The sequence below is a fragment of the Streptomyces sp. NPDC091972 genome (assembly GCF_044756385.1).
Classification (GTDB): Bacteria; Actinomycetota; Actinomycetes; order Streptomycetales; family Streptomycetaceae; genus Streptomyces.
In genome coordinates this window covers 26,069-50,584 of the sequence record NZ_JBIVSV010000014.1, presented here as the reverse complement: position 1 = coordinate 50,584, position 24,516 = coordinate 26,069, and the positions used below count along the sequence as shown (strand labels likewise).

The following is a 24,516-nucleotide window of genomic DNA, read 5'->3' as shown; positions in this document are numbered from 1 at the left end:
CACCTGCACTCCCCCACACATCGACACCGACCGATCTACCGAGCAAGGACCTCCATGCCCCTGACCGACACGGTGACGGCCCTTCCGGCCCGGCAGACCCTGCCCGCCGAAGAGCGCTTCGCCACCGAACTCGCCTTCCTCGCCGCCCATGACGACGGCCCCCGCCCGCCCGGCTGGCTGCTGACGCCCCGCGCGGTGATCACGTTCGTCTGCGGCAGCGGCGGCGAAGCCCTCAAGCTGCCCGAGGCGACCGAGCAACTGCCGGACGAACTCGTGATCGCCCCGAAGTTCGTCGGTGAACGCGCCCTGGTCGAGCGGTGCGTGGTCACCCTCGCCGGAGAACGCGGGCTGCTGCTCGTCGGCGAGCCGGGCACCGCCAAGTCCATGCTGTCGGAACTGCTGTCGACGGCCGTCTGCGGAACCAGCGCGCTCACCGTGCAGGGCACCGCCGGCACCACCGAGGACGCCCTGCGCTACGGCTGGAACTACGCGCTGCTCCTCGCCCAGGGCCCGACCCCGCAGGCCCTGGTGGACTCACCGGTGCTCGCCGCGATGCGCGCCGGGAAGGTGGCCCGTATCGAGGAGATCACCCGCTGCCTGCCCGAGGTGCAGGACGCCCTGGTGTCGATCCTCTCGGACCGCCGGATGAGCGTCCCGGAGCTGTCCGGCTCCGACGACGCCCAGGTCGCCGCCGCTCCCGGCTTCACCGTCATCGCCACCGCGAACCTCCGCGACCGCGGCGTGTCGGAGATGTCCGCCGCCCTCAAACGGCGCTTCAACTTCGAGACGGTGCACCCGATCGCGGACGTCGAGGCCGAGACCGAACTCGTCAAGCGGCAGGCCACGGCCGCCGTCGCACGGGCCGGCGCGGCCTTCGGCGTCGACGACGCGGTCCTCGACGTCCTGGTCACCGTCTTCCGCGACCTGCGGGCCGGACGCTCCGCCGAGGGCTGGGACGTGGAGCGCCCCGGCACGGTGATGTCCACCGCGGAGGCGGTGCAGGTCGCCGTCTCCCTGGGCGTGGCCGCCGCCTATCTCCCCGGCGGGGACTCGCTCGACCTGGTACCGGGCCATCTGCTGGGCGTGGTCCGCAAGGACGACCCGTCCGACCACGCGCGACTGCTCGGCTACTGGGACGGGCCGGTGCGCCGCCGCGCCGAGGACGGCTCGGCGACCTGGCGGCGCCTGTGGGACCTGCGGGAGAACCTCCGGTGACCCTCGCCCTGGAACCGAGGGCGGCCCTCACCGCCCTCGCCGACTGCACGGCCCCCTACCTGCTGGGCGTACGGCACCACAGCCCCGCGCTCGCCGCCGCGGTGCCCGCACTGCTGGACGCCGCCGGCGCAGAGATCGTCTGCCTGGAACTGCCCGTCGACTTCCAGGCGTGGCTGCCCCATCTCGCCGCGCCGGGCACCCACGCCCCGATCGCGCTGGCCGGGGCCGGCGAGGGCGGCCGACTCGGCTTCTACCCCTTCGCCGACTTCTCGCCCGAGCTCGCCGCGGTCCGCTGGGCACGGGAGCGCGGGGCGGAGGTCGTCTGCTGCGACCTGCCGATGTCCGACCCGCGGTGGGGCACCGAGGGGCCGTCCGCGGCCGCGGACGGCCAGAATCACTCCGCCGGAGCGCCCACCGCGTTCGCGGCAGCGCTCACCGCGTCCGGGACCGGCCGCGACGGCGACGACATGTGGGACCGCAGCGTGGAGGTCCTCGCCCCCGGCTGCACCCCCGATGCGATCCGCCGGGCCGCACTGGGCGTCGGCTGGGCGCTGCGCCGTGACGCCGAGTCGGGGGGCGGTGTGCCCGCGGTCGATCTGGCGCGTGAGGCCCACATGCGCGCGGTGATCGCCCGCGCCTCGGCCGAGGGCCGCCGGGTCGCGGCCGTGGTCGGAGCCTTCCACGCCCCCGCCCTGACCGTGTGGGAAGAAGCGGGCCAGCCCGCTGGGCCGGTCGGTGCCGGTGACACCCCGACCGTGGTCACCTCCCTCGTGCCGTACGCGTTCGACCTGCTGGACTCGCGTTCCGGCTATCCGGCGGGCATCCGCGACCCGCGCTGGCAGCAGGCGGTGTTCACCGCGGGCGGCGACCCCGGGCGACTGCACGACGCGGCCGCGCGGGCGGTCACCGACGTGTGCCGCGAGCTGCGGGCGGCCGGACACGTCGCCGGCACCGGCGAGGCCCGGGAAACCCTGCGCGTCGCGTGCGACCTGGCCCGGCTGCGCGGCCTTGCGGCACCCGGCCGCGGCGAGGTGCTGGAGGCGCTCACCACCGTCATGGGCCAGGGCGAACCGCTGGGCCGCGGCCGGGCACTGGCCCGGGCGCTGGAGACCGTCCTGGTCGGCACCGCCCGGGGCCGTGTAGCCCCCGGGACCCCCCGCTCCGGTCTCGGCCCCTCCGTCGAGGCCGAACTCACCGCACTGCGCCTGCCCGGACCGGACGACCCGGCCCCGCGCGAGCTTCGGCTCGACCCGCTGCGCTCGCCCCTCGACGGCCGCCGCGAGGTCCTCCTCCAGCGGCTCGCGGTGTGCGGCACCGGGTACGGCGAACCGATCCAGGTGGCGGGCACCGGCGACGCGGCGGCCCTGACCACCCGATGGCGGCTGGCCTGGACGCCTGCGGTGCCGGTCCGCCTGGACCTGGCCGGGATCCGCGGCGTCACCGCGGCCCTGGCCGCCGAGGGCACCCTGCGGGAGACCTTCCGCAGGGAGGCCGCGGACGGCGGAGCCACCAGCGCCCTGGTCCTCGCGGGACTGCGCGACGCGGCCCGCTGCGATCTGCCCGCGCTGGTGTCCGAGCGGCTCGCCGACGCCGCCGAGGTCCTCCCCACCTGTGCCACCCTGCCCGAACTCCTCGCCGCCCTGGACCTGTTGGAGGCCCTCCAGCGCGGTCACCTGCCCGGTACCACCCCCGGGAGCCGGCGGAGCGCCGCTGAACTGGCCGCGGAGCTGATGGAATCGGCCGTGCGGTCTCTGCCGGGCCTTGCGGGCAGTGACGACCCGCAGGACGCGGACGCCCTCGTGGCGCTGGCCTCCCGGGCGGGCGAACACCGCCTGGGCCTGCGGATGGACGACGCCCTGGACGACCTCGCGCGCCACGGGTCCCCACTCATGCAGGGAGCCGCGCTCGCCGCCCGGGTCATGCTCGACCTGGACGACGCCGGCACCCTCGGCCGCCGGGCCGCGAGCTGGATCGACAACGCGACCGGTCCGGAGGCCCGGCAGGCGATGACCCGCCGGATCACGGGACTGGTCAGCGCCGCCGCTCCGCTGCTCCAGTCGGCACCGGCCGCCCTGGACCCGCTGCTGGACCGGATCGACACGCTGACCGACCAGGGGTTCCTCCACCGGCTGCCCGCCCTGCGCGGCGGCTTCGACACCCTGAGCCCCGCCGGCCGCGACCGGCTGCTGTCCACGGTGACCGAGCGCCTCGGGGACCGACTCGACCTGTCGCTGAGCGCCTCGCCGCGCTTGCTGGCCCTGTGGACGGCCGCCGACGCGGCGGGCCGGACGGCGGTGACGTCCCTGCGCCCGCCGCTGGGGACCGGACTGCACGGCACCGCGGACACCGACAACCCCGCGCGGGACGAACGCCCGCCGCTGGGAACGGGACTGCACGGCACCGCGGACACCGACAACCCCGCGCGGGACGAACGCCCGCCGCTGGGAACGGGACTGCACGGCACCGCGGACACCGAGGACCCCGCGCGGGACGAACCCGGACCACCTGCCGAAGCACCGGCCGGCCCCGCCCCGCACCTCACGCCGGCCGACCGCTGGCGTCTGCTGCTCGGCCGCGAGAGCGAGAAGCTGCCGTCCAACGCCCGCCGTCTCGCCCACGCGCTCGACGAGCTGTACGGCACCGGCCGCGGCGAGGGCTCCTCGGACCTCGGCCGGGAAGGCGGCCAGGGCGGCAGCCAGGACGCCTCCTTCCCCACTGCCCGCGAGTGGGCACAGGAACTCGACGCGCTGTTCGGTGCCGACGTCCGCGAGGAGGTCCTGGCCCAGGCCGCCGACCTGGGCCGCACCGACGTCCTGGCCGAACTGGACCCCAAGGCGGTACGCCCCTCGGTCGACCTGCTGACCTCCGTGCTGAGCCTGGCCGGCGGGATGCCCGAACAGCAACTCGCCCGACTGCGACCACTGGTACGCCGCCTGGTCGACGAACTGGCCAAGGAACTGGCCACCCGGCTGCGCCCGGCCCTGACGGGACTGGCCACCCCGCGTCCCACTCACCGCCCGGGAGGACGGATCGATCTGCCGCGCACCCTGCGGGCCAACCTCGCCCGCACGCGCCGCACCGACGACGGCCGCACCCTGATCGTCCCGGAGCGCCCGGTGTTCAGCACCCGTTCCCGCCGGGAGGCGGACTGGCGGCTGATCCTGGTGGTCGACGTGTCCGGATCGATGGAGGCGTCCGTCGTCTGGTCGGCGCTGACCGCGGCCGTCCTGGGCGGAGTGCCCACGCTGAGCACGCACTTCCTCGCCTTCTCCACCGAAGTGATCGACCTGACCGACCGGGTCGACGACCCGCTGTCGCTGCTGCTGGAGGTACGGGTGGGCGGTGGCACCCACATCGCCGCGGGCCTCTCCCACGCCCGGTCGCTGGTGACCGTTCCCAGCCGCACCCTCGTGGTGGTGGTCAGCGACTTCGAGGAGGGGTATCCGCTCGGCGGACTCCTCGGCGAGGTGCGGGCCCTGGCGAGCTCCGGGGTGCATCTGATGGGCTGCGCCGCCCTGGACGACACCGGCACCCCGCGCTATTCGGTCCCGGTCGCCCAACAGCTCGTCGCGGCCGGCATGCCGGTCGCCGCCCTCAGCCCCCTCGCCCTGGCCCGCTGGGTGGGCGACCGCCTCCGCGGAGAGAACCGATGAACACCGAACTGCCCCCCGTGGCGCCCGAGGTGGTCGCCGCCGCCGTGGAGCAGCTGACCTCGCGGTTGCGCAAGAAACTGGACGCCGCCATCGAGACGTACACGGCGCTGCCCGTCACGGCGGACGGCACGGTACGGCGGGTGCGGTGCGGCGAGGATGCCGAGGTCACCCTCACTCCCGGTCCGTCGGGGGCGGTCACGGACGCCGACCAGGCGCAGTGCAGTTGCCTGCTGGCACCGCGGTGCCTGCATCGCGCGGCGGTTCTGGGGGCCGCGCCGGTGGCCGACGCTGACGCGATGGCCGAGGCCGCGGACCAGCCGTCGGGGGGCGGCACCGAGAAGGCCGAACCGATCGGTGGCGAACAGGCCGAACCGGTCGGTGGCAAGCGGGCCGAACCAGTCGGCGGCCGACAGGAGTCCGGGACTCCGGGCACCGACGCGACCGCCGCATCGCCGCCCGGCTCGGCGGGCCCGACCGCGGCACAGGTCGCCGCAGCGGCCGGGCTGTGGGCCGCTGCGGCGGCGGTGCTGGCCGCGGGAGTGCCCGGTGCGGGCGCCGTACCGCAGGCGGAGGTGCTGCGGGCCGCGCATACCGCCCGCCTGGCCGGTCTGCACCGGGCCGAGGCGGCCGCCCTGCGGGTGGTCCGTGCGCTGCGCGCCGCCCGGGCCCGCCACGACGGCCACCGGCTGGCCGACCTGGTCGCCGGGCTGCGGGAACTGCTGCTCACCAGCGGCCTGCTCGCCGCGTCCGACCCCGACCCGGCCCTGGTCGGCACCGCTCGGCGAGGCTACCGCCCCGGCGGCAGCCTCAAGGTGCACGGGGTGTGCCGGGAGCCGGTGATCTCGGCCACCGGCTACGGCGGGGTCGTCACCCATGTCCTCGCCGAGGACGGGCGCTGGTTCTCCGTGTCGGACGTCAAGCCCGGCGGTCCGGCACGGGCGCGCGGCGCGGCCACCGCCACGGTCGCGCTCGGCGCCGGCAGCCTCGACCACGCGCGGCTCTCCCGGAGCGGCCTGCTGATCTCCGGCGCGACGCTCTCCCCGGACGGCCGTCTCGGCGCCGGCAAGGGCGTGCGGGCCACCCCGGTCACGGGCCTGTCCTGGACGTCGGGACCGCTCGCCCCTCTGTTCGCCCGCCCGCTCGCCCAGGCCGCCGCGGCCCAACTCGCCCCGGGCGACGCACCGGAACGGTCCGAGCCGCAGGCCGCTGAACTGATCGGCTGTGACGTGGTCGTCGTGGGGGCGGCCGGGGACCACCTGTTCGCGCGGGAACTGATTCCCGACGGAGCCGACCGCGAGGGGCTGCTGATCCGCCTGCTGCCGGCCAACGGCCACCCGGAGTTGGCCCATGCGGCCAACTTCCGCAAGCTCGCCTCGCGTCCGGGACTGCGGCTGCGTGTCGTGGGCCGCCTCGATCCCGACCGCGCCGCGACACTGCGGCCACTGGCGGTCGGCCCCGTGCCGGACGGTACGGCCACGCTGCGGCTGCCGCCCGAGTGGGCGGGCCACGCCGATCTGGGGTACGACCGGCTCGAGGGCGCGCACTTCCCGACGGCTGCCGAACTCCCGCCGGTGGAAGGTCCGTCCGAGCTGCCGCCGGACCCGGTGTCCGAGGCGCCCCTGTGGCGGTTGCGGCGGCTGGTCGAGGTCGCGGTGTCCGGTGGCCGCCGGGCAGCCGCCGAGCCCGCACGGGACGGTGCCCGCACCTCGAGTGCCGTGGCCCTGCGCCGCAGCGGTTTCGGGACGGCAGCGGATCTGGCGGTGGCCCTCGCCGCGGAGGCGGACCGGCGCGGCCGTGACGTGTTCGGCCGCACCCGGCAGGCCGATCCGGACGCATACGCGCGGGTGTGGCTGAGCGCGGCCGTGTACCTGTCCGGCACCGAGCGGGCCTTGGTGGAGGCGACGTGGCAGCCCTGACCCTCACCGGCCGCCCTGTCTCGGACCGTCCGAAGCGAGGGGGAGTCCGTCAGGGCCACGGGAGCAGAGACACCTGAGCTGCAACTCCGCGCTCCTGACCACCTGCGTGTCCGACGGGAGCGGATCTGACTCGCCGCTGGTTGAACCGCCTGTGTGCCCGCGGTGTCTGCGCGGCCGCGTGAACACCGGTCCGTTCCCTCCTCCCGGATCAGGTCCGGCAGGAGGGAACGGGGCGGTCGGGTGTATCCGACCCCGGGGATCGCCCGGGGTGCGGCAGACCCGGGATGTGACGTGTTCGGCGGGACGAAGCCGACCGCCGGTTGGCGTCCCGCACGGCAACACACTCGGCATCATGCTCGTGGCGCCGGTCACCGCGGCCGCGGTCGTAAGACCTGACTGACCTCAGCCGAGGTTGAAGTCGAGGTTGGTCACGTACCAGGAGCCCTGGATCCTGCTCGACTCGACGTTGATGTCGAGTTGGTCCTGCGTCACGCCGGTGGAATGAGACAGGACGACCTTGTCGAGGGCCTGGCCGTCGACGCTGATCTCGGAGGCGGGGACCGTGACCTTGTCGCCTGCGCCGGGGGCCTGCGTGACCTCGACCTTCGGGTCGTCCGAGGGCGGGTCAGGAGTGAAGGACTCCTTGAACTTCCCCAGCGCCGCCTCCATCCGCTCGCGCTCGGGCGCGTCGGCACCGCACGTCTTCTCGCTGCCGACCCGCGCGGGTTCGGAACCGTCCGCCGGTTCCGCCATCAGCAGGCACGCCTGCTCGATGTCACCCTTGATGAGCGCCGCCACCCAGCCGGCGACGGCCTTCTCGGCAGAGGACCGGTCCACGCCCGATGCCGGTGACGAGACCCCGTCTGCCGGCTCGCTCGCGTCGGCGACGGGGGAACCGCTCGCGGACGGCTTCTTGCCCTCGGCCGGCTTCGGGTCGTCCGAGCAGCCGGAAAGACCCACGACCGCCGCGACCACAGCTCCCGCGATCGCGCTGACCCGTCTCGTCCTCTGATCCACTAACACCACTTCGACAGCCTCTCTCTGAAACCTCAACTGCAACAGCGGAGCCAGGAGTTGACTCATGTCACGACCCCGCTTCACCCTCAAGACGACGAAGAGGACCGGGTGGTTCTGCTTTGAACGGTCGTTTACGCCATCGGGTCGCCGATAGCGGATGACGGGTGCCGGACATTTGGAGCGGGACCGGAATTCTGGCGTCGTATCGTCTGCACGATCCGCGCTGCGCCGTCTCGCCGCTCTCCCGATTTGGCGGACCTCGTGCCCGACTCATCCGGCCAGGTGAGGCGTTTCCACGTGTCCCGGTACGTCACCGAAGCCCGCGGCACGGACACGGCGAACTCGTTGTGATCGCGCCGCAACCCATCGTCATCCGATCGGACCGTGCTGAACACCGCAGGACGGGGTAACCGGATTCCTGCAAGGTCCCTCGCACGAAAGTGATGCCTACCCCCATGGCGCAGACACGAGACGTCGTTGAACTCATCCTCCAGGACCACCGGAAGATGGAGGATCTCTTTCACCAGATGCGCAGCGTCGAAGCCGACCGGGCTTCCGCCCTTCGGGAATTCTCCGATCTGCTGATCGCGCACGCTCTGGCGGAAGAGGCGAAGGTGTATCCCGCCCTGAAGCGGTACAAGAAGATCGACGACGACGAGGTGGAACACGGCGAGGAGGAGCACGAGGAGGGCAACAAGGCGCTCCTGGAACTCCTGGAGGTCGACGAGGTCGGCTCCGAGGAGTGGGACGAGAAGCTGGAAGAACTCGTGCAGGCCGTGACGCACCACGCCGACGAGGAGGAGCGCACCATCCTGAACGGGGCTCGGGAGAACGTGGCCATGGAGCGCCGCGAGGAACTGGGCGAGGCGTTCATGGAAGAGCGTGAGCGTCAGCTGAAGTCAGGCTGCGGTTCTGTCGACAATGTGCGCAAGATCGTCGGCTCCTGACCGCCTGCACGGTGACGCCCTCGGATGGTCGGTGCCGGGACGCACCCGGCCGTGACCTCCGACTCACCGCGCACCGGTGAGCGCACAGTACGGAAAGTCGAACAAGCCGGGCCCTTGACTCTGGGGCCCGGCTTCGAATATTCAAGGCCCGGCTTCGAAAAGCCGCGATTTCCACAGCTCGCCTCTGGAGAATCTCCCTGATTGCGGACATGCTTGTGGGCCCCTGATCTGTCAGGGGCCCACACACGCTGTTGCTCAGCGGGTCACCAGCGGTACCAGCGTCCCTTTCGGCCACCCGAGTCCGCAGAACGCATGACGAAGCCGAGCAGCCAGATCACCAGCACGATGACGGCGAGCCACCACAGTGCCTTCAGTGCGAAACCAGCGCCGAAGAGCAGCAGGGCCAGCAGAAGAACAACCAGCAGGGGAACCATAGTTATCAACCTCCGTCGCTCCTGATGCCCGGCAATTGCGAGAACACGCAGCAGATCTACCTGGTTTTTCCACCACTCTCGCGGGAATCAGCACCAGTTTCGAGAGTTGTCTCCGTCGGTGTCGTCCCGGGAATGCGGGGTGATGACCCCCGCGCTGTCGGGCGGATGCGAGGCACAGCGCCCCCGGCGGTTCGCGTCAGCACCGTGTGCCGTCCGTCCACGCCGAGATCTCCGCCGCACCCCGCCGTACAGCCTCTTCCTGATCCATAGCGAGCTTCGCGCAGACCGCTGCGACGTCGGGCACACCGTCCGCCTCCGCGAGCGCGTCATGCACCCCGGTCTGCAACCAGTCGGCGTGATTTCCGTCAGCCCCGGTGACCGCGAGAGCGATCAGCCTCACGGCGGCCACTGTGCCCACCCGGGCCAGGGCCTCCGCCGTCCGCCGGGTCACCGCTGTGTCCTCGTCGTCCAGCAGCAGCCGCACCAGCGCTTCCGCGGCCTCGGGAACATCAGCGAAGGACGCAAGGTCGCGCCCGGCACGCGCACGCCGCTCCCATGAAGAAGACGACGCCGCAGCCAAGGCCGATTCCCACTCACTCATCATCTCCGGCACGAACAGACAGTCTCATGCGCACGTCCGGCAGAGCTCCCCGCCGACGACGACTGCCCGCTCCCACCGACTTGTTTGTAGGCTCAACTTCGGCCAGGACTGGCCTGTTTGAGCCACTGGAAGATCATTAATCTGGTGCACAGCACAGGCATCTACCGTTGAGGAGACACGTGTCCACCGCCCAGCAGGTACCTGACATCCTGTCGCCGGAGTTCGCCGAGAATCCCTACCCCGCCTACGCGACGATGCGGGAGAAAGAGCCTCTGATCTGGCACGAGGCCACCCAGAGTTACATCATCTCCCGCTACGAGGATGTGGAGCGCGTCTTCAAGGACAAGAAGGCCGAGTTCACGACCGACAACTACAACTGGCAGCTCGAACCGGTCCACGGCAAGACGATCCTCCAGCTCAGTGGTCGCGAGCACGCCGTGCGCCGGGCGCTGGTCGCACCCGCCTTCCGCGGCAGCGACCTCCAGGAGAAGTTCATGCCGGTCATCGAGCGCAACTCCCGCGAACTCGTCGACGCCTTCAGACACACGGGTTCCGCCGACATCGTCAGCGACTACGCCACTCGCTTTCCGGTCAACGTCATCGCGGACATGCTGGGCCTCGACAAGGCCGATCACGCCCGCTTCCACGGCTGGTACACCACCGTGATCGCCTTCCTCGGCAACCTCGCCGGTGACCCGGAGGTGACCGCGGCGGGCGAGCGCACCCGGGTCGAGTTCGCCGAGTACATGATCCCGATCATCCGCGAGCGGCGTGAGCGTCCGGGAGACGACCTGCTGTCCTCGCTGTGCGCCGCGGAGGTGGACGGCGTGCGCATGAGCGACGAGGACATCAAGGCGTTCTGCAGCCTGCTGCTCGCGGCCGGCGGGGAGACCACCGACAAGGCGATCGCCAGCATCCTGGCCAACCTGCTGCGGCATCCGGACCAGTTGGCGGCGGTCCGCGAGGACCGCAGCCTGATACCCGCTGCCTTCGCCGAGACCCTGCGTTACACCCCTCCCGTGCACATGATCATGCGGCAGTCGGCCACCGAGGTCGAGGTCAGCGGGGGCACCATCCCGGCCGGAGCGACCGTCACGTGCCTCATCGGCGCCGCCAACCGGGACGAACGGCGCTACCGCGAGCCCGACCGGTTCGACATCTTCCGCGACGACCTCACCACCACGTCGGCCTTCTCGGCCGCCGCCGACCACCTCGCCTTCGCTCTCGGCCGCCACTTCTGCGTCGGCGCGCTCCTCGCCAAGGCGGAGGTCGAGACCGGCGTCAACCACCTGCTCGACGCGATGCCCGACCTTCGTCTCGCCGACGGGTTCGAGCCGGTCGAGCAGGGCGTATTCACGCGTGGCCCGCAGGCGCTGCCGGTGCGCTTCACTCCGGCCGGAAACTGAACACCACTCCCCCATACGGCCGTTCCCGTCACCGCCCGCCCCCGACTGACCCCACGGAGCGGGCGGGGCGAGGGACGGCTACTGCACCGCCGGAGTGAACTGCACGGGCAGGGAGGTCAGTCCGCGCATCCAGATCGACGGACGCCACGTCAGTTCCTCGGGCTCGACGGCCAGGACGAGGTCCGGGAGGTGCTCCAGGAGCGTCTCCACCGCCGTACGCGCCATCACGTCCGCCAGCAGGGGCGCGGGATAGGGGCAGCGGTGCTCGCCGTTGCTGAAGGACAGGTGCGCCGAGTTCTCCGCGCCGACGTGCGACTCGGGCCAGATCTGCGGGTCGGTGTTGGCGGCCGCGAGGCCCAGCACGAGGCAGTCCCCCTCACGGATGAGACGCCCGCCGAGCTGGGTGTCGCGCACGGCCCAGCGGCCGATGAAGTTCTGCGTCGGGGTGTCCAGCCACAGCACCTCGTTCAGCGCGTCCCCCACGCTGACCCGCCCTCCGGAGACGTTCAGCGCGAAGCGCTCGTCGGTGAGCAGCAGTCGCAGGGTGTTGCAGATCCAGTTGGCCGTCGGCTGCTGTGCCGCCGCGATGACGGAGATCAGGTCCTGCACGATCTCCTCGTCGCTGAGCCCGGCCGGGTCCTGCACCATCCGGGACGTGACGTCCGGCCCGGGCCGCTCCCGCTTCTCCTTCACCAGATGCGTGATCCGCTCACCGACCCGCATGTAGGCCGCCACCGGGTCGTCACCCTCACCGGCGTCGAGCGAGATCCGCAGGTCGTCGACGAGCTGCTCGGTGTCGGTGCTGTCCTGCGGCATGCCGCACATCCACAGCACGGCACGGGCCGGCAACGCGTGCGCGTACGCGCTCATCAGCTCGGCCTGGCCGCTGCCGGAGAACGAGGAGATCAGCTGACCGGCGATCAGCTCGCACTCGCGGGCCAGCTCGAACTGGTCCACGCCCTCCAGCGCCTGGGTGATCACACCCGCCCGGCGCTGGTGCTCCGCACCCTCGGTGAACAGGACGGACGGCTGGTAGCCGACGAACGGCAGGAGCGGCCAGTCCGCCGGGATGCGGTCCCACTGGTTCCAGCGCCGCGAGTCCCGCGCGAACAGTTCGTCGTGACTGGTCACGTAGCAGACCTCGGGATAGCCGAGGACGAGCCAGGCGGGGATGTCGTTGTCGAGCAGCACCGGCGCGACCGGCCCGTGTTCCCGGCGCATCGAGCGGTACATCTGGGAGGGCGTCTGCTGGTACTCCAGGCCGCTCAGGTGCACCGCGGCGTCGTGTGCCGGGCAGCCGGGAGGCGGAGTGGCCGCGGACGGGGAGCCGGTGGGATCGCTCACGGTGTGCTCTCCTGGGACAGTGCGATGGAGTAGAGGTGGTCCACGAGGGCGATGAGGACCTCCTTGCCCGAGGATCTGACCCGTGCGTCACAGTCGACCATCGGCACGTGCGCCCCCAGTGCGAGGGCCGTGCGGATCTCCTCGAGCGAGTACCGGTTCTCGTCGCCGTCGAAGCGGTTCACGGCCACCACGAACGGGGTCCCGTGGTGTTCGAGCCTGTCTATCGCGTACCAGCAGTCCTCCATGCGGCGCGTGTCGACGAGGACGACGGCGCCCAGCGTTCCGGAGAACAGGCGGTCCCACAGGAACCAGAACCGCTCCTGGCCCGGTGCCCCGAACAGATAGAGCACCATGCGCTCGTTGAGACTGATCCGGCCGAAGTCGAAGGCGACCGTCGTGGTCGTCTTGCCCTCCACACCGGCCGTCACGTCGACGCCCTGCCCCGCCTGAGTCATCAGCTCTTCGGTGTTCAGCGGGCGGATCTCGCTCACCGAACGGACCAGGGTGGTCTTGCCGGCCCCGAACCCGCCCACCACGACGATCTTCAGACCGGTCTCGGCGGCATCGGCCAGCGGCGTGCGCTGGGAGGGAAGCTCAGAGGTTGCGGAGCCCATTGAGGACCTCCTGGAGCAGGGCGGTTTCGGGAAGCGACGCGACGGAGTCGGCGGCGCGGGGATGACGGGCGCTGACCTTGCCCATGTCGTGCAGGTCGCCGACGAGGATGCGGGCGACCGTGACGGGCAGCTTCAGCTCGGCGGAGATCTCCACCAGTGCCGTGGGGTGCCGGCACAGCTCGAGGATCCGCACGTGCTCCGACTGCATGCCGGTGCTCGGTTCGCTCTCGCTGACGATGAGCGTCACCAGGTCGAACGAGTCGTCGGCCGTGCTGCGCCCGCCGGTGACCGTGTAGAGCCGGTCGGGATCCCCGACGTCCACTGGTTTACGGATCACGCGCGGGCACCCCGGCCGGCGGGCGTGCGCGGCTCGGCCCGCAGATGCTCCCCGATCTGTTCGACGAGTTCCGTCATCTGGTGACCGACGACTCCCGGATCGGCGTCCTCCTGGGCGACGACGGCAAGGTGCGCGCCCTCGCCCGCCTCCACGATGAACAGCAGGCCGCCGTGGAACTCGGTCATGGAGTGCCGCACGCCCCCCGATCCGTCCCCGAACTCGACGGAGGCGCCCTGCGCGAGGGCCTGGATGCCGGAGCAGATGGCCGCGAGCTGGTCGGCCTGGTCGAGCGTCATGTGCTCCGTCCAGCACAGCTTCAGGCCGTCCCGCGACAGGACGAGCGCATGGCGCGTGCCCGGGGTGCGCTCCAAGAGGTTCATCAGGAGCCAGGTGAGGCTGTTGTCAGTGGTCTCCATGGCGATCGGGACGGGTTGCGACCGGTCGACGGTCACCCGGCCCGTTCCTCCAATCCATCGAATACGGCGGCGAGGTTCTGGGTGGGGGACTGCTGCCCGTGCGGTGTGCGCAGGCCGTGAGGTGCGGGGGTTCGCGGCTCAGTCGGCCGCGGGGTCGTGCCCGTCGTCGGGCGGGCTGACGGAGTCGCCGGGTGCGCCGCCGTGACGGGCACGGTGGAAGGCGCCGAACCTGCTTCCGGCATCGCGGGCGGGCGACGGTTCACCCGGCTCGGCCGAGGGCGTCGGGGTGGCCGCCTGCTTCTGCCGTGCGCGCTCGGCGGCGGCCATCGTACGGCCGGGGGCACGCACGGGCAGTGCGTTGCCGGTGGCCGCGCCCCGGCCGGCCGGGGCGTCGGCGCCGGGCGCGGGCGCCGCCGCCTCGGACGCGACCGGTTCCACGGACGCGGCAGGTTCCACGGACGCGGCCGGCAGGGCGCGCGGGGCCGGCGTCCTGTCGGCTTCGACGGCGGGTGCCGGCACGGCGGGGGCCTCGGCGGTGCGCCGCGGACGCTCGGCGACGGGTTCGCGCTGCTGGGCCAGGAGCTGCTGGGGCAGCAGGACGACGACGCCGGTGCCGCCACGTGAGGAGGGACGGTAGTTGACGCTGATGCCGTACCGTTCGGCGAGCCGCCCCACCACGGTCAGGCCGAGCCGGGTGCCCTGCAACGAGGCGAGGTCGGTGACCCGGCCGGACACGGACTCCTCGGCACGGCGCATGGCGGCGTCCGACATCTTCAGGCCGCTGTCCTCGATGGTGACGACGAGACCGGCGCTGCGTTCCTCGACGTAGACGTGGACCTCGTCGATGGGCGGCGAGAAGTTCGCGGCGTTGTCCATGAGTTCGGCGAGCAGGTGCATCACGCCCTCGGCCGCGAAGCCCGCGATCGACGCCTTGCTGGAGGAGTGCAGGCGCACCCGCCGGTAGGCGGCGATACGGCCGACGGCTCCGCGCAGGATGCTCTCCATGACGATCGGCTTGTTCCAGACGCGGCTGGAGCGGCCGCCCATCAGCAGGGCCAGCCGGTCCGTCATGAGACCGAGCTGCGAGGTGCTGTGATCCAGCCGCAGCAGGTCGCCGAGGACGTCCTGGCCGTGCCGGTCCTGCATCTCCCGCAGATCGGCCAGCATCGCGACGGTCTTGGACTGGACCCGGCTGAGCGCCTTGGCGGAGGCTGCCTGGGCGGCGGCGGACCGCCGTTCGCTGTAGGCGAGTTCACGGACGAACCACTCGGCCGTTTCCCGGACCAGGGCATTCTGCGGCCAGTCGAACTTGGTGAGGACCGTGTTGCCGGAACTGCCCTCCCGCAGCAGGGCCACCGCGGCAGGCAGGGTCTCCTCGGTGAGCCTCTCCAGTTCCGCCCTGCCCCTCGCCAGTTCGCCGCGCATCTCGCGCAGCTCGGTCTCGGCGGTGACGGCCCGCGCCACCGCCGCGCCGAGCTCCGCCGCGAAGGTGTCGAGTATCTGGCGCAGTTGCGGGTCGGACGGGGCGGCGACCCGGGAGACGGCTTCCTCGGCGCTCGCACCGCCGTTCAGATGCCGCGCGACCCCCGGCAGACCGACGTTGACGAGCTGGGCGACCTCGGTGCCCTGCTTCTTCCAGTTGTCCTTGGTCATCCCGAGCTCGCTGTCCCGGGCGGCCGCCTGCCGACGGACACGACGCAGGAGGTAGACGGCGACGCCGGTGACGAGGGCGAGACAGCACCAGGCGGCGATCACCGTGCCCAGCACCCAGGAGCGGGCCGCCGCGGGAGCGAGAACGGCGGCGGCAGCGGCGGCACCCGCCGCCACGAGCAGGACTGCCGGGAACACGGCCGGAGAGGAACTCGCCCCTTTCCCGCGTCGACGCTGACGGGAGCGAGCAGGCACTGGCATTCCGCGGTCCCTCGGTTCGTACGAGCAGAAGGTGGACGACTGCGCGTCGTCGGCGGTCCGAAGGGCGACCGCTCACGGACGGTGCGCTTCCGGCTCACGCGTGCCGCTCATGCTAGTCACCCTTTCGAGTGGCGGAAGCACACCAACGCCCCCATCCTGCACACGAGTTCACTTAGTCGGGAAACAGCCTTCGCCATTGGTGCGTGTGGTATGCACCTTTGCCCGGTCCGGGTGGATCCCGCACATGCGGAGTTCAGCGATCCGGGACACGCAGCAGGCGCATCGGCCCGCCGCAAGGGGCACACGCCGTACCGGCAGGGCATCTTTTCGGCCAAGTTTCGAGCCGGACCGCGACCGGGAGTGACATGGACACCTAAGAGCAGCGGTCGACCGACGGTTCACCGCCCCAGGGAGCGCACCGTCCCGCACGACGAGTCCGGACGTCCGCGACCGCTATGCCGTGAATATCCCCTATGGCCTTCTGTCGGTCGCGCGGCATAAGATGCTGAACACCTCTGCCGGGACCGTGGCTCTCCAGCCGCGTTCACACCTGTGCCCTGGTCGGACCGCGGAGGTGCGGTATGGCTCGTACACCCTCGATCAACAATCATCACTCTGGCTGGCGCGTCCGGGCGCTGTGCGTGGGCGAGGACCCCGAACTGTTCTTTCCCCTGGTGGAGACGGACGTCGCGACGGCGCCCGCGCGGGCCGTGTGCCGTCGCTGCCCGGTGCTGGCCGCCTGCCGCGACTGGGCCGTCCGCCACGGCGAGGCGGACGGCGTCTGGGGTGACACGACCGCGAGCCAGCGCAGAGCGATCCGCGGCGCCCTCCTCAGTGATCGCCCCGCCCGATCCACCTGAGCGGGGTCACCGGCGTGAGGCGACGACGGTGGTACGGGAGATGCGGCAGGGCCCGGACCCGCAGCACCGGTCCCTCGCCGACCGAATCCCGCACCACCGCCCCCCAGCGAACACAAAGGAGCCGAGCCGTCAGCGACTGGGCACCGTCGACTGCCGCGCCGCCGACTCGTCGTCGCGTCGGCTCTCGGTGCCGAGTGCGCGCAGGATCTCCTCCACGCTCTGTCGGGCGTCGCCGAACAGCATGCTGCTGTTCTCCCGGAAGAACAGGGGGTTCTGCACGCCCGCGTAACCGGAGGCCATGGAGCGCTTGAAGACGACAACCTGCTCCGCCTCCCAGACCCGTAGCACCGGCATCCCGGCGATCGGACTCGCCGGGTCGTCGGTCGCGGCCGGGTTGACCGTGTCGTTCGCGCCGATGACCAGGACGACCGAGGTGGCGCCGAAGTCGTCGTTGATCTCGTCCATCTCCAGGACGATGTCGTAGGGCACCTTCGCCTCGGCCAGCAGCACGTTCATGTGACCGGGCAGGCGTCCGGCGACCGGATGGACCCCGAAGCGGACCTCAACGCCCCGCTCGCGCAACCGCCGCGTCAGCTCGGCAACGGGATGCTGCGCCTGTGCGACGGCCATGCCGTAGCCGGGGGCGATGATCACCGAGCGGGCCTGGACGAGCATCTCGGCCACCTCCGCCGCCCGCACCTCCCGGTGCTCCCCCTGCTCCTCCGCGCCCCCGGACGGCGCCTCGATGCCGAAACCGCCCGCGATGACGGACAGGAAGGACCGGTTCATCGCCTTGCACATGATGTACGACAGGTACGCACCGGAGGAGCCCACCAGCGCGCCGGTGACGATGAGCAGGTTGTTGTCGAGCAGGAAGCCGGACGCGGCCGCCGCCCACCCCGAGTAGCTGTTCAGCATGGAGACGACGACGGGCATGTCGCCCCCGCCGATGGAGGCGACCAGGTGCCAGCCGAGGGCCATGGCCAGCGCGGTCACCGCGATCATCAGGGGCAGGTTCGGACTGATCGTGAACCACACGGTCAGCGCGACGAACGCCACGAGCGCCCCGACGTTCAGGGCGTTCTTGCCCGGCAGCATCAGCGGCCGGGACTTGATGCGCTCCGACAGCTTCAGGAACGCGACGATCGAGCCGGTGAAGGTGACCGCGCCGATGAAGATGCCGATGAACACCTCGACGTGGTGGATGCCCAGCAGGTCGGCGCCGATCCGGTCCTGCGCCGCGCCGTGGTGCTCCACCTCCAGGTAGCTGTTCCAGCCCACGAGCACCGCGGCCAGGCCGACGAAGCTGTGCAGGACGGCGATGAGTTCGGGCATCTGCGTCATCTCGACGCGCCGGGCCCGCCACAGGCCCATGGCCGCGCCGAGCGCCATCGCCAGCACGATCAGCGCGACCGCTCCGGCGCTGATGCTCCGCGAGGCGACCACCACGGTGGCCGCCAGGGCGAGACCCATGCCGGCGATGCCGTAGACGACGCCGGCGCGGGAGGTGCGGTGCTGGGACAGGCCGGCCAGGCTGAGGATGAACAGCAGGGCGGCGACCAGGTCGGCCGCGTGGGAGGCCGTCAGGGAGGTCATCTCGGCTCAGCCTTTCGAGAACATGGACAGCATGCGGCGGGTGACGGCGAAGCCTCCGAAGATGTTCACGCTCGTCAGCAGGATCGCGACGAAGGACAGCGCGGTGACGATCCGGCTCTCGTGCCCGATCTGCAGCAGGGCGCCGATCACGACGATCCCGGAGATCGCGTTGGTCACCGACATCAACGGGGTGTGCAGCGCGTGGTGCACCTTGCCGATGACGTAGTAGCCGATCACCACCGCCAGCGCGAACACGGTGAAGTTGCCGGCGAGTTGGGCCGGAGCGAAGGCCACCAGCAGGAACATCGCGAGCATGCCGAGCCCGATCAGGCCGAAGCGCCGGACCGGCGACAGCCGCGGCTGGTCCGGTGCGGGCGCCTCGGGTGCGGCCGTGACCGGCGCGGCAGGGGCGGCCGAGACCGCGACGGGGGGCGGCGGCCAGGTGACGTCACCGTCCCGAACCACGGTCACCGCCCGCTGCACGACGTCGTCGAAGTCGATGGTCAGACGGCCGTCCTTGCCCGGGGTCAGCAGTTTCAGCAGGTTCACCAGGTTCGTGCCGAACATCTGGGAGGCCTGGGCCGGGAGCCGGGAGGCCAGGTCGGTGTAGCCGATGAGCGTCACACCGTTGTCGGTGACCACGATCCGGCCCGGCACGGTGCCCTCGACGTTGCCACCCATCGCGGCGGCCATGTCGACGATGACGCTTCCCGGCTTCATCACGGCCACGTCCTCGGCGGTCAGCAGCCGCGGCGCGGGCCGCCCCGGGATCAGGGCGGTGGTGATGACGATGTCCACGTCCCCGGCCTGCTCGTGGTAGAGCTCGGCGGCGGCGCGGTCGTAGTCGGCGGAGGTCGCCTTGGCGTAGCCGTCGGCGCTCGCCTCCTGGGCGGCGTTCACCGACAGGTACTCGCCGCCCAGCGACTTCACCTGGTCCGCCACCTCCGGGCGGGGGTCGGTGGCGCGCACGATCGCCCCAAGGCTGGAGGCGGCGCCGATCGCCGCCAGACCGGCCACACCCGCGCCGGCCACCAGCACCTTCGCCGGCGGCACCTTGCCCGCCGCGGTGACCTGACCGGTGAAGAACCGTCCGAAGACGTGCGCGGCCTCGATGACCGCGCGGTAGCCCGCGATGTTCGCCATCGAGGACAGCACGTCCATGGACTGGGCCCGCGAGATGCGCGGCACGGCGTCGAGGGCCAGGGCCGTCACCCCCGCGTCGGCGAGGGCTCGGAGCAACTCGGGATTCTGCGCCGGGGCCAGCAGGGCGATCACGACCGCGCCCCTCCGCAACCGGCGGATCTCGGCTTCGGTGGGGGCGTTGACCTTCAGGACGACGTCCGCCTGCCATGCCTCGCCGATCGCGGCGCCGACGTCGGCGTACGCCTGGTCGTCGAAGCCCGAGGCCTCGCCGGCCCCGGACTCGACGACGACCTCGTAACCGAGGCCCAGCAGCAGCCGTGCGGTCGCCGGGGTCGCCGCGACCCGTGTCTCTCCGGACCCGGACTCGGCCACGACGCCGACGCGGCGGGGAGGATGCTGTGCGCTTTCTTCAGCAGACATGTCCTGTGTCTCTCGTCAAGGAGGTGCGAAAGGGAGATCTGCGCCCCGGGGGGTTACGACGTCCTGCCCCGTGATCGCCCGTGCCTAACCCGTCGGCCGAGTACTGACCGACAGCACACGGCGACGACCTGGACCGACCTGCGCCACCGAACGGGAGACGTGGGGCGACCCTGTTGTGTCCGGCCTCCGGGCCGCCCCGGCGGACCCTCTCCCACTTCCCCCGGCTTCCCGGCCAGGGCCTGCCCGACACTCCGTACAATTGCCATGAATCGCGGCATCGGACGAAGGGAACCTTCGCGTGACATCCCCCTTCACCGAACCCGAGCACGGCTCCGACACCCTGTTCGACCTCGACGCGCTGCCCGGGACAGCGGCGGGCGGCGCACCCGTCGGCGGCACGGCCGCGGCCGGCTCCGGCTTCCGCGACTCCCGCGCGGCCCGGACCATGCTGCCGGTGCGCACGATCTACGCCGAACCCCCGGCCGCCGCCTCCCCCCGGGGCCGCGAGATCCTCGCACGCTTCCCCGCCGCGCAGGTCGTCGAGGTGGACTCCCACTGGCGCATCCCGGGCCTGCACGGAAACGAGGACAACGTCGAGCGCTGGGTCCGCGTCAAGGGCGAGACCCTGGTCCTCGGTGAGCGCAAGACCCTGACCACCCGGCCCAACGGACGCTCCGCCGACTTCATCGCCCCCGGCCCCACCAACGGCTGCGCGATGGCCTGCGCGTACTGCTACGTGCCCCGCCGCAAGGGGTACGCCAACCCGATCACCGTCTTCACCAACATCGACCGGATCATCGGCCACCTCGGCCGCCACGTCGCGCGCCAGGGCCGTAAGCGGGAACCCAACCAGTGTGACGACACCGCCTGGGTGTACGACATCGGTGAGAACGGCGACTGCTCCGTGGACGCGCTCATCTGCGACAACACCGCGGACCTGATCACCGCCTTCCGCCAGTGGCCCCACGCCAAGGCGTCCTTCGCCACCAAGTTCGTCAACCCCGATCTGCTGACGCTGGACCCCCGCGGCCGTACCCGGATCCGCTTCTCCGTGATGCCCGCGGCCGACTCACGACTGCTGGACCTGCGCACCTCCGCGGTGGCCGACCGCATCGCCGCCGCGGCCGACTTCGTGGACGCGGGCTACGAGGTCCACTTCAACCTCTCCCCCGTCGTCCTGCGGCCCGGCTGGCAGGACGACTGGGCCGACGTCCTGCGGCAGCTCGACGATGTCCTGCCCCACCGGGTGAAGCGGCAGGCCGCCGCGGAGATCATCATGCTCACCCACAACCAGGACCTGCACCAGGTCAACCTCGGCTGGCATCCCCGCGCCGAGGGCGTCCTGTGGCAGCCCGAGCTGCAACAGGGCAAGCGCTCGCAGAACGGAGCGCACAACGTCCGCTATCGCGACCACATCAAAGCGGAAGCGGTGCGCTCGCTGCGCGGCCTCATCACCGACCATGCACCCTGGCTGCGGGTGCGCTACGCCTTCTGACGACACAGCGTCGGCGTGGGAGTTTCACGCGGCCTGGCCCGCCCCGTGCGATCGGGGTTCGCGGGTCACCTCGTGCGGGGCTGCGACTGCCGGGTGAGTCGGGCGACCAGTTCGAGCCAACCGGCTTCCAGCCGGTGCAGCGGTAGCTTGCGCTGTTCGCCCAGGTACCAGACAAGCGCTGGATCGAGGTAGCCCAGCGCCGCGTGACCGAGCAGTTCTGCGTCTGCTTCCGGCGCGGCCAGGCCGAACAGCAGGCTGACCCGCTCGTGGTACGCGCGACGGAGTGCGTGTCCGTAGCGCTGATCCGGGGAGGGCTCGGCGGCCATCTGCAGTTCCGGCTCCGTGGCATAGCGCTGTATGGCGGCCACGCCGAATGCGCGAAGCTGCTCGATCGCCTTGTCGCGGGTGTCCGCCGGGTCCGAGCCGCTGAGGTGAGCGGCCTGGAACGCCGCCTCGGAGCGCTGGAGCAGGGCCTGCAACAGACCTGCGCGGTCACCGAACCGTCGGAAGACGGTGCCCTTGCCGACCCCTGCCTCGGCGGCGACCGCTTCCATGGTGAGGTGTGACAGTCCGCGCTCGCGCACTATCTGTGCCGCGGCGGTCAGCACCCTTGTGTGGTTGAGTGCCGCGTCCGCGCGCAGGCGTCTGCCGCCCTCGCGACGAGGTGGTGACAGGGGCCGCGGCCGCGGTACTTCCCTTTGATCGCTGCCCGCCTCGCCCGGACAGGGACAAGCGGGCGGTGACTGGGCGGCCCGCCGATCCGGTGCCGACTGCGCGACCGTCCCGGCGGCGTCGTGGGCGAGGCCGGCAGCGTGCCGTGCGGACGGTTCGGGCCCATCGATCAACGGCAGGAGGTCGGCCAGCAGACCGACGAAGCGGCCGCCGTTCTCACGGATGGCCGTCATCGAGCCTTCCCGTATCGCGGCCCGGACAGCGGCCGCGTCGAGCGACCCGGTCCCGGCGGCCGACTGTGCGAGAAGCTCGGCCAGACGACGCTCGAGGTCGGTCGGCTGCCACGCGCCCTCGCGCAAGTCCCGCATCAGTGCCGCAAGTCGTCCCCGGACGGTGTCGAGCTGTGCATGCTGAGGAGGGTGGGGCACCTCAGGGGTGGTGGACACGCGGAACGCTCCCAAACGGATTCCGGAGTGCGGGTATCGGAGGCATGGAGGTAGTCAGCCAATGGGGTTTCGTGAGTCGGGAATGTGCGGCCGCGGCCACGGCAGCGATGCCGGGCCGGCGGCGTACGGGGGGCGCCCTGCGGCTGTGTGCGGCGGGCGCCGCCCCGGTGGGACGGGTTCGTTCCGAGATCAGTCGCCGGGAAGCAGGACGGATTCGTCGCCCTCGAACCAGGCGTTGTCTATCGTCAGTCGGCTGATGCGCCAGGTGTCTCCGTCACGCGTCAGGTCCGCGTCGTAGCGGTTCATCATCAGGGCGTGGCGGGTCCGGTCCGGCTTGGGGCCTTCTCCGGGCAGGTAGTGCTGGGCCATCGCGTAGCACTTCACCTGGGCGTGGTCGCCGTCCACCCTGGCGCGGACGTTGCTGATCACGTGGCTGGTGTCGAGCGGGCCGACGGCCGGGATGAGGACGCCCACGACGGTGTCGCGCGGCTTGAGCGCAGGGAAGTCGAGACCGATCTTGCTCGTGGCCGGTGTCAGGTCGACCATGGCGTCCTCGGTCAGTGACGAGGCGAGCAGATCGGCGTCACCGTGGTCGAGCCCGGCGGTGTAGCGGTGGAGTGCATCGACGATCGCGGCGTGGTCGATCAGAAGCTGCAGTTTGTCGTCGGCCATCGGGCGCTCCTCGGGGGGAATGTTGTGGTTCAGGCGGAAGAGGTTGTCCGGGTCGAAGCGCCTCTTGATGCCGCGGAGCCGGTGGTAGGCGGCTTCGTCGTAGGCCGCGCTCACGGCAGTTGCGCCGGTGTCCTGGGCGGCCATGAAGTTCAGGTATTTTCCGCCGGTCGACCAGGGGCTCATCCGTTGCAGCAGCTGATCTGCGTAGGCGTTCATCGCGGTGAAGGCGTCGGGTGCGCCGACACCCACGACCCAGAGTGCGAACTGGGCGTCCCGGTGTCCGACGGCGTTGTCCGCGGCCCGGCCCAGAGCGCCGCCGAGGTGGCGCAACTCGACGAAGTGCACCGGGCAGTCGGCCTCCGGGCCCGCTGCGGCCAGGATTTCCTCGACGGCCTCTGCGGTCAGGGAGTGCAGCATCGCGGTGCGCTCCATGAACGGTGCCGGGTCCGCCGGATCATTGTGGATCTGGGCGAAGGACGCGTACGGCATGGGGCCCAGAGTGTCCACGAGGACAGGTGCGGCCGCGCGCAGCGGCGCGACCAGCCGGGCGGCCTCGTCCGGAGAGCCGAGACAGGAGATGCGGACGTGGACGGCGAACCGGTCGGCAAGGAACTCCGGCACGCCGGGCAGTGCCGGCAGCCGCAGCAGGGCGATCGAGGAGCTCAGATCATCCGGGGCCCCCGCCGTGACCTCGGCATAGGCGTGCAGGACGGCTTCCACGTCGGCACCGTCGAAGAACAGTCCGCCCGCCCACAGTTGTTCCACCGGGAAGAGAGCGAACTCCATGGCGGTGACGACACCGAAGTTGCTCTTGCCGCCGCGCAGCGCCCAGAAGAGGTCGGGTTCCGACGCGGCGTCGACGGAACGCAACTCACCATCGGCTGTCACGACCTCCATGGAGGTGACATGGTCGGCCGCCCATCCGAGAGCGCGGCCCATGGTGGGGCTCAAGCCACCGCCGAGGGTGTAGCCGACGACTCCGACGAGCGGTGAGGAGCCGTTGAGCGGAGCAAGACCCGACGGGGTCGCCGCATCGATCACTTGCTGCCAGCGGGCTCCCGCCGCCACGCGGGCCGTGCGGGACGCGGGGTCGACGCTCACCTGCGCCATCCGGTGAGTGGTGATGAGTACCGCGTCGTCGGCCGTGAGTGTCGCCTGGTGGCCGGTGGCCATGACGGCGACCGGCAGACGCTGCTGTGCGGCGAAGCGAACGGCGGCCTGCACGTCGGCACTGTTCACGGCCCCGACAACCACGCGAGGGCGGTGGGTCACGGCAAGGTTGAAGGGGGCGCACTCGGCGGCGAAGCCTTCGTCTTCGGGCTCGAGTACGGGCCCGGTGATCTGCGCTGCCAGTTCGGCGCGCGTGAGGGGATTGAGCATGCGTGCATTGCATCGAACGCG

General features: G+C 71.5%; 19 protein-coding genes. 7 read left to right on the top strand and 12 right to left on the bottom strand.

The genetic code is table 11. From position 1 onward, the window contains the following. The first annotated feature begins 54 nt into the window (after positions 1-54). The 3 genes from ACIQJT_RS33230 to ACIQJT_RS33220 are packed head-to-tail and all read left to right on the top strand — an operon-like array spanning position 55 to position 6,784. Positions 55-1,215 (top strand): AAA family ATPase, encoded by a 1,161-nt coding sequence (locus ACIQJT_RS33230; protein ID WP_402649523.1) that lies wholly within the window; start codon positions 55-57, stop codon positions 1,213-1,215. Next, positions 1,212-4,868 (top strand): DUF5682 family protein, encoded by a 3,657-nt coding sequence (locus ACIQJT_RS33225; protein WP_402649522.1) that lies wholly within the window; start codon positions 1,212-1,214, stop codon positions 4,866-4,868. The genes ACIQJT_RS33230 and ACIQJT_RS33225 overlap by 4 nt, the downstream gene beginning before the upstream one ends. After that, the gene (locus ACIQJT_RS33220) at positions 4,865-6,784 is read left to right on the top strand and encodes a hypothetical protein (protein WP_402649521.1); all 1,920 of its coding nucleotides are present in this window, start codon (positions 4,865-4,867) and stop codon (positions 6,782-6,784) included. The genes ACIQJT_RS33225 and ACIQJT_RS33220 overlap by 4 nt, the downstream gene beginning before the upstream one ends. Before the next feature lie 402 nt (positions 6,785-7,186). Here ACIQJT_RS33220 and ACIQJT_RS33215 read toward each other — a convergent pair whose 3' ends face one another. Then, a complete protein-coding gene (locus ACIQJT_RS33215) occupies positions 7,187-7,801 on the bottom strand; it encodes a hypothetical protein (protein WP_402649520.1) in 615 nt (204 codons plus the stop codon). A 455-nt stretch (positions 7,802-8,256) separates the two neighbouring features. Between ACIQJT_RS33215 and ACIQJT_RS33210 the strand changes: the two genes are divergently transcribed. Continuing rightward, the gene (locus ACIQJT_RS33210) at positions 8,257-8,748 is read left to right on the top strand and encodes a hemerythrin domain-containing protein (protein WP_365460071.1); all 492 of its coding nucleotides are present in this window, start codon (positions 8,257-8,259) and stop codon (positions 8,746-8,748) included. A 263-nt stretch (positions 8,749-9,011) separates the two neighbouring features. On the opposite strand, the gene ACIQJT_RS33205 is transcribed toward ACIQJT_RS33210, so the two are convergent. After that, on the bottom strand, positions 9,012-9,182 hold the full coding sequence (locus ACIQJT_RS33205) for a hypothetical protein (protein WP_053846593.1): 171 nt from the start codon (positions 9,180-9,182) through the stop codon (positions 9,012-9,014). Positions 9,183-9,378: 196 nt separating this feature from the next. Further along, on the bottom strand, positions 9,379-9,786 hold the full coding sequence (locus ACIQJT_RS33200; protein WP_402649691.1) for a HEAT repeat domain-containing protein: 408 nt from the start codon (positions 9,784-9,786) through the stop codon (positions 9,379-9,381). 176 nt (positions 9,787-9,962) lie between these two features. Between ACIQJT_RS33200 and ACIQJT_RS33195 the strand changes: the two genes are divergently transcribed. Beyond that, the gene (locus ACIQJT_RS33195; RefSeq protein WP_402649519.1) at positions 9,963-11,189 is read left to right on the top strand and encodes a cytochrome P450; all 1,227 of its coding nucleotides are present in this window, start codon (positions 9,963-9,965) and stop codon (positions 11,187-11,189) included. A gap of 78 nt (positions 11,190-11,267) precedes the next feature. Here ACIQJT_RS33195 and ACIQJT_RS33190 read toward each other — a convergent pair whose 3' ends face one another. The 5 genes from ACIQJT_RS33190 to ACIQJT_RS33170 all read right to left on the bottom strand — a co-directional run bounded on the left by ACIQJT_RS33190 (position 11,268) and on the right by ACIQJT_RS33170 (position 15,811). Further along, entirely contained in the window at positions 11,268-12,533 is a 1,266-nt protein-coding gene (locus tag ACIQJT_RS33190) for a cytochrome P450 (protein WP_365460077.1), read from the bottom strand. Next, on the bottom strand, positions 12,530-13,147 hold the full coding sequence (locus ACIQJT_RS33185) for an ATP/GTP-binding protein (RefSeq protein ID WP_365460080.1): 618 nt from the start codon (positions 13,145-13,147) through the stop codon (positions 12,530-12,532). Before ACIQJT_RS33185 ends, ACIQJT_RS33190 begins: the two co-directional genes overlap by 4 nt. After that, complete coding sequence (locus ACIQJT_RS33180) at positions 13,128-13,484, bottom strand: DUF742 domain-containing protein (protein ID WP_053846597.1); 357 nt, start codon at positions 13,482-13,484, stop codon at positions 13,128-13,130. The genes ACIQJT_RS33185 and ACIQJT_RS33180 overlap by 20 nt, the downstream gene beginning before the upstream one ends. Then, the gene (locus ACIQJT_RS33175) at positions 13,481-13,900 is read right to left on the bottom strand and encodes a roadblock/LC7 domain-containing protein (protein ID WP_053846610.1); all 420 of its coding nucleotides are present in this window, start codon (positions 13,898-13,900) and stop codon (positions 13,481-13,483) included. Before ACIQJT_RS33175 ends, ACIQJT_RS33180 begins: the two co-directional genes overlap by 4 nt. A 138-nt stretch (positions 13,901-14,038) precedes the next feature. After that, a complete protein-coding gene (locus tag ACIQJT_RS33170) occupies positions 14,039-15,811 on the bottom strand; it encodes an ATP-binding protein (RefSeq protein ID WP_402649518.1) in 1,773 nt (590 codons plus the stop codon). Between the two features lie 581 nt (positions 15,812-16,392). On the opposite strand from ACIQJT_RS33170, the gene ACIQJT_RS33165 reads away from it, so the two are divergent. After that, positions 16,393-16,671, top strand: a complete 279-nt coding sequence (locus tag ACIQJT_RS33165; protein WP_402649517.1) for a WhiB family transcriptional regulator — start codon at positions 16,393-16,395, stop codon at positions 16,669-16,671. A gap of 129 nt (positions 16,672-16,800) precedes the next feature. Here the strand turns inward: ACIQJT_RS33165 and pntB are convergent, their stop codons facing one another. Both pntB and ACIQJT_RS33155 read right to left on the bottom strand, forming a co-directional pair. Beyond that, positions 16,801-18,267, bottom strand: coding sequence for a Re/Si-specific NAD(P)(+) transhydrogenase subunit beta (gene pntB, locus ACIQJT_RS33160; protein ID WP_402649516.1), 1,467 nt, complete (start codon positions 18,265-18,267; stop codon positions 16,801-16,803). 6 nt (positions 18,268-18,273) lie between these two features. After that, positions 18,274-19,830, bottom strand: coding sequence for a Re/Si-specific NAD(P)(+) transhydrogenase subunit alpha (locus ACIQJT_RS33155; protein ID WP_402649515.1), 1,557 nt, complete (start codon positions 19,828-19,830; stop codon positions 18,274-18,276). Positions 19,831-20,128: 298 nt separating this feature from the next. On the opposite strand from ACIQJT_RS33155, the gene ACIQJT_RS33150 reads away from it, so the two are divergent. Continuing rightward, entirely contained in the window at positions 20,129-21,325 is a 1,197-nt protein-coding gene (locus ACIQJT_RS33150; RefSeq protein ID WP_402649514.1) for a spore photoproduct lyase family protein, read from the top strand. Between the two features lie 65 nt (positions 21,326-21,390). Here the strand turns inward: ACIQJT_RS33150 and ACIQJT_RS33145 are convergent, their stop codons facing one another. Both ACIQJT_RS33145 and ACIQJT_RS33140 read right to left on the bottom strand, forming a co-directional pair. Next, on the bottom strand, positions 21,391-22,356 hold the full coding sequence (locus ACIQJT_RS33145) for a TetR/AcrR family transcriptional regulator (RefSeq protein ID WP_402649513.1): 966 nt from the start codon (positions 22,354-22,356) through the stop codon (positions 21,391-21,393). A 276-nt stretch (positions 22,357-22,632) separates the two neighbouring features. Next, positions 22,633-24,495, bottom strand: a complete 1,863-nt coding sequence (locus tag ACIQJT_RS33140; RefSeq protein ID WP_402649512.1) for a nuclear transport factor 2 family protein — start codon at positions 24,493-24,495, stop codon at positions 22,633-22,635. Positions 24,496-24,516: the final 21 nt, after the last annotated feature.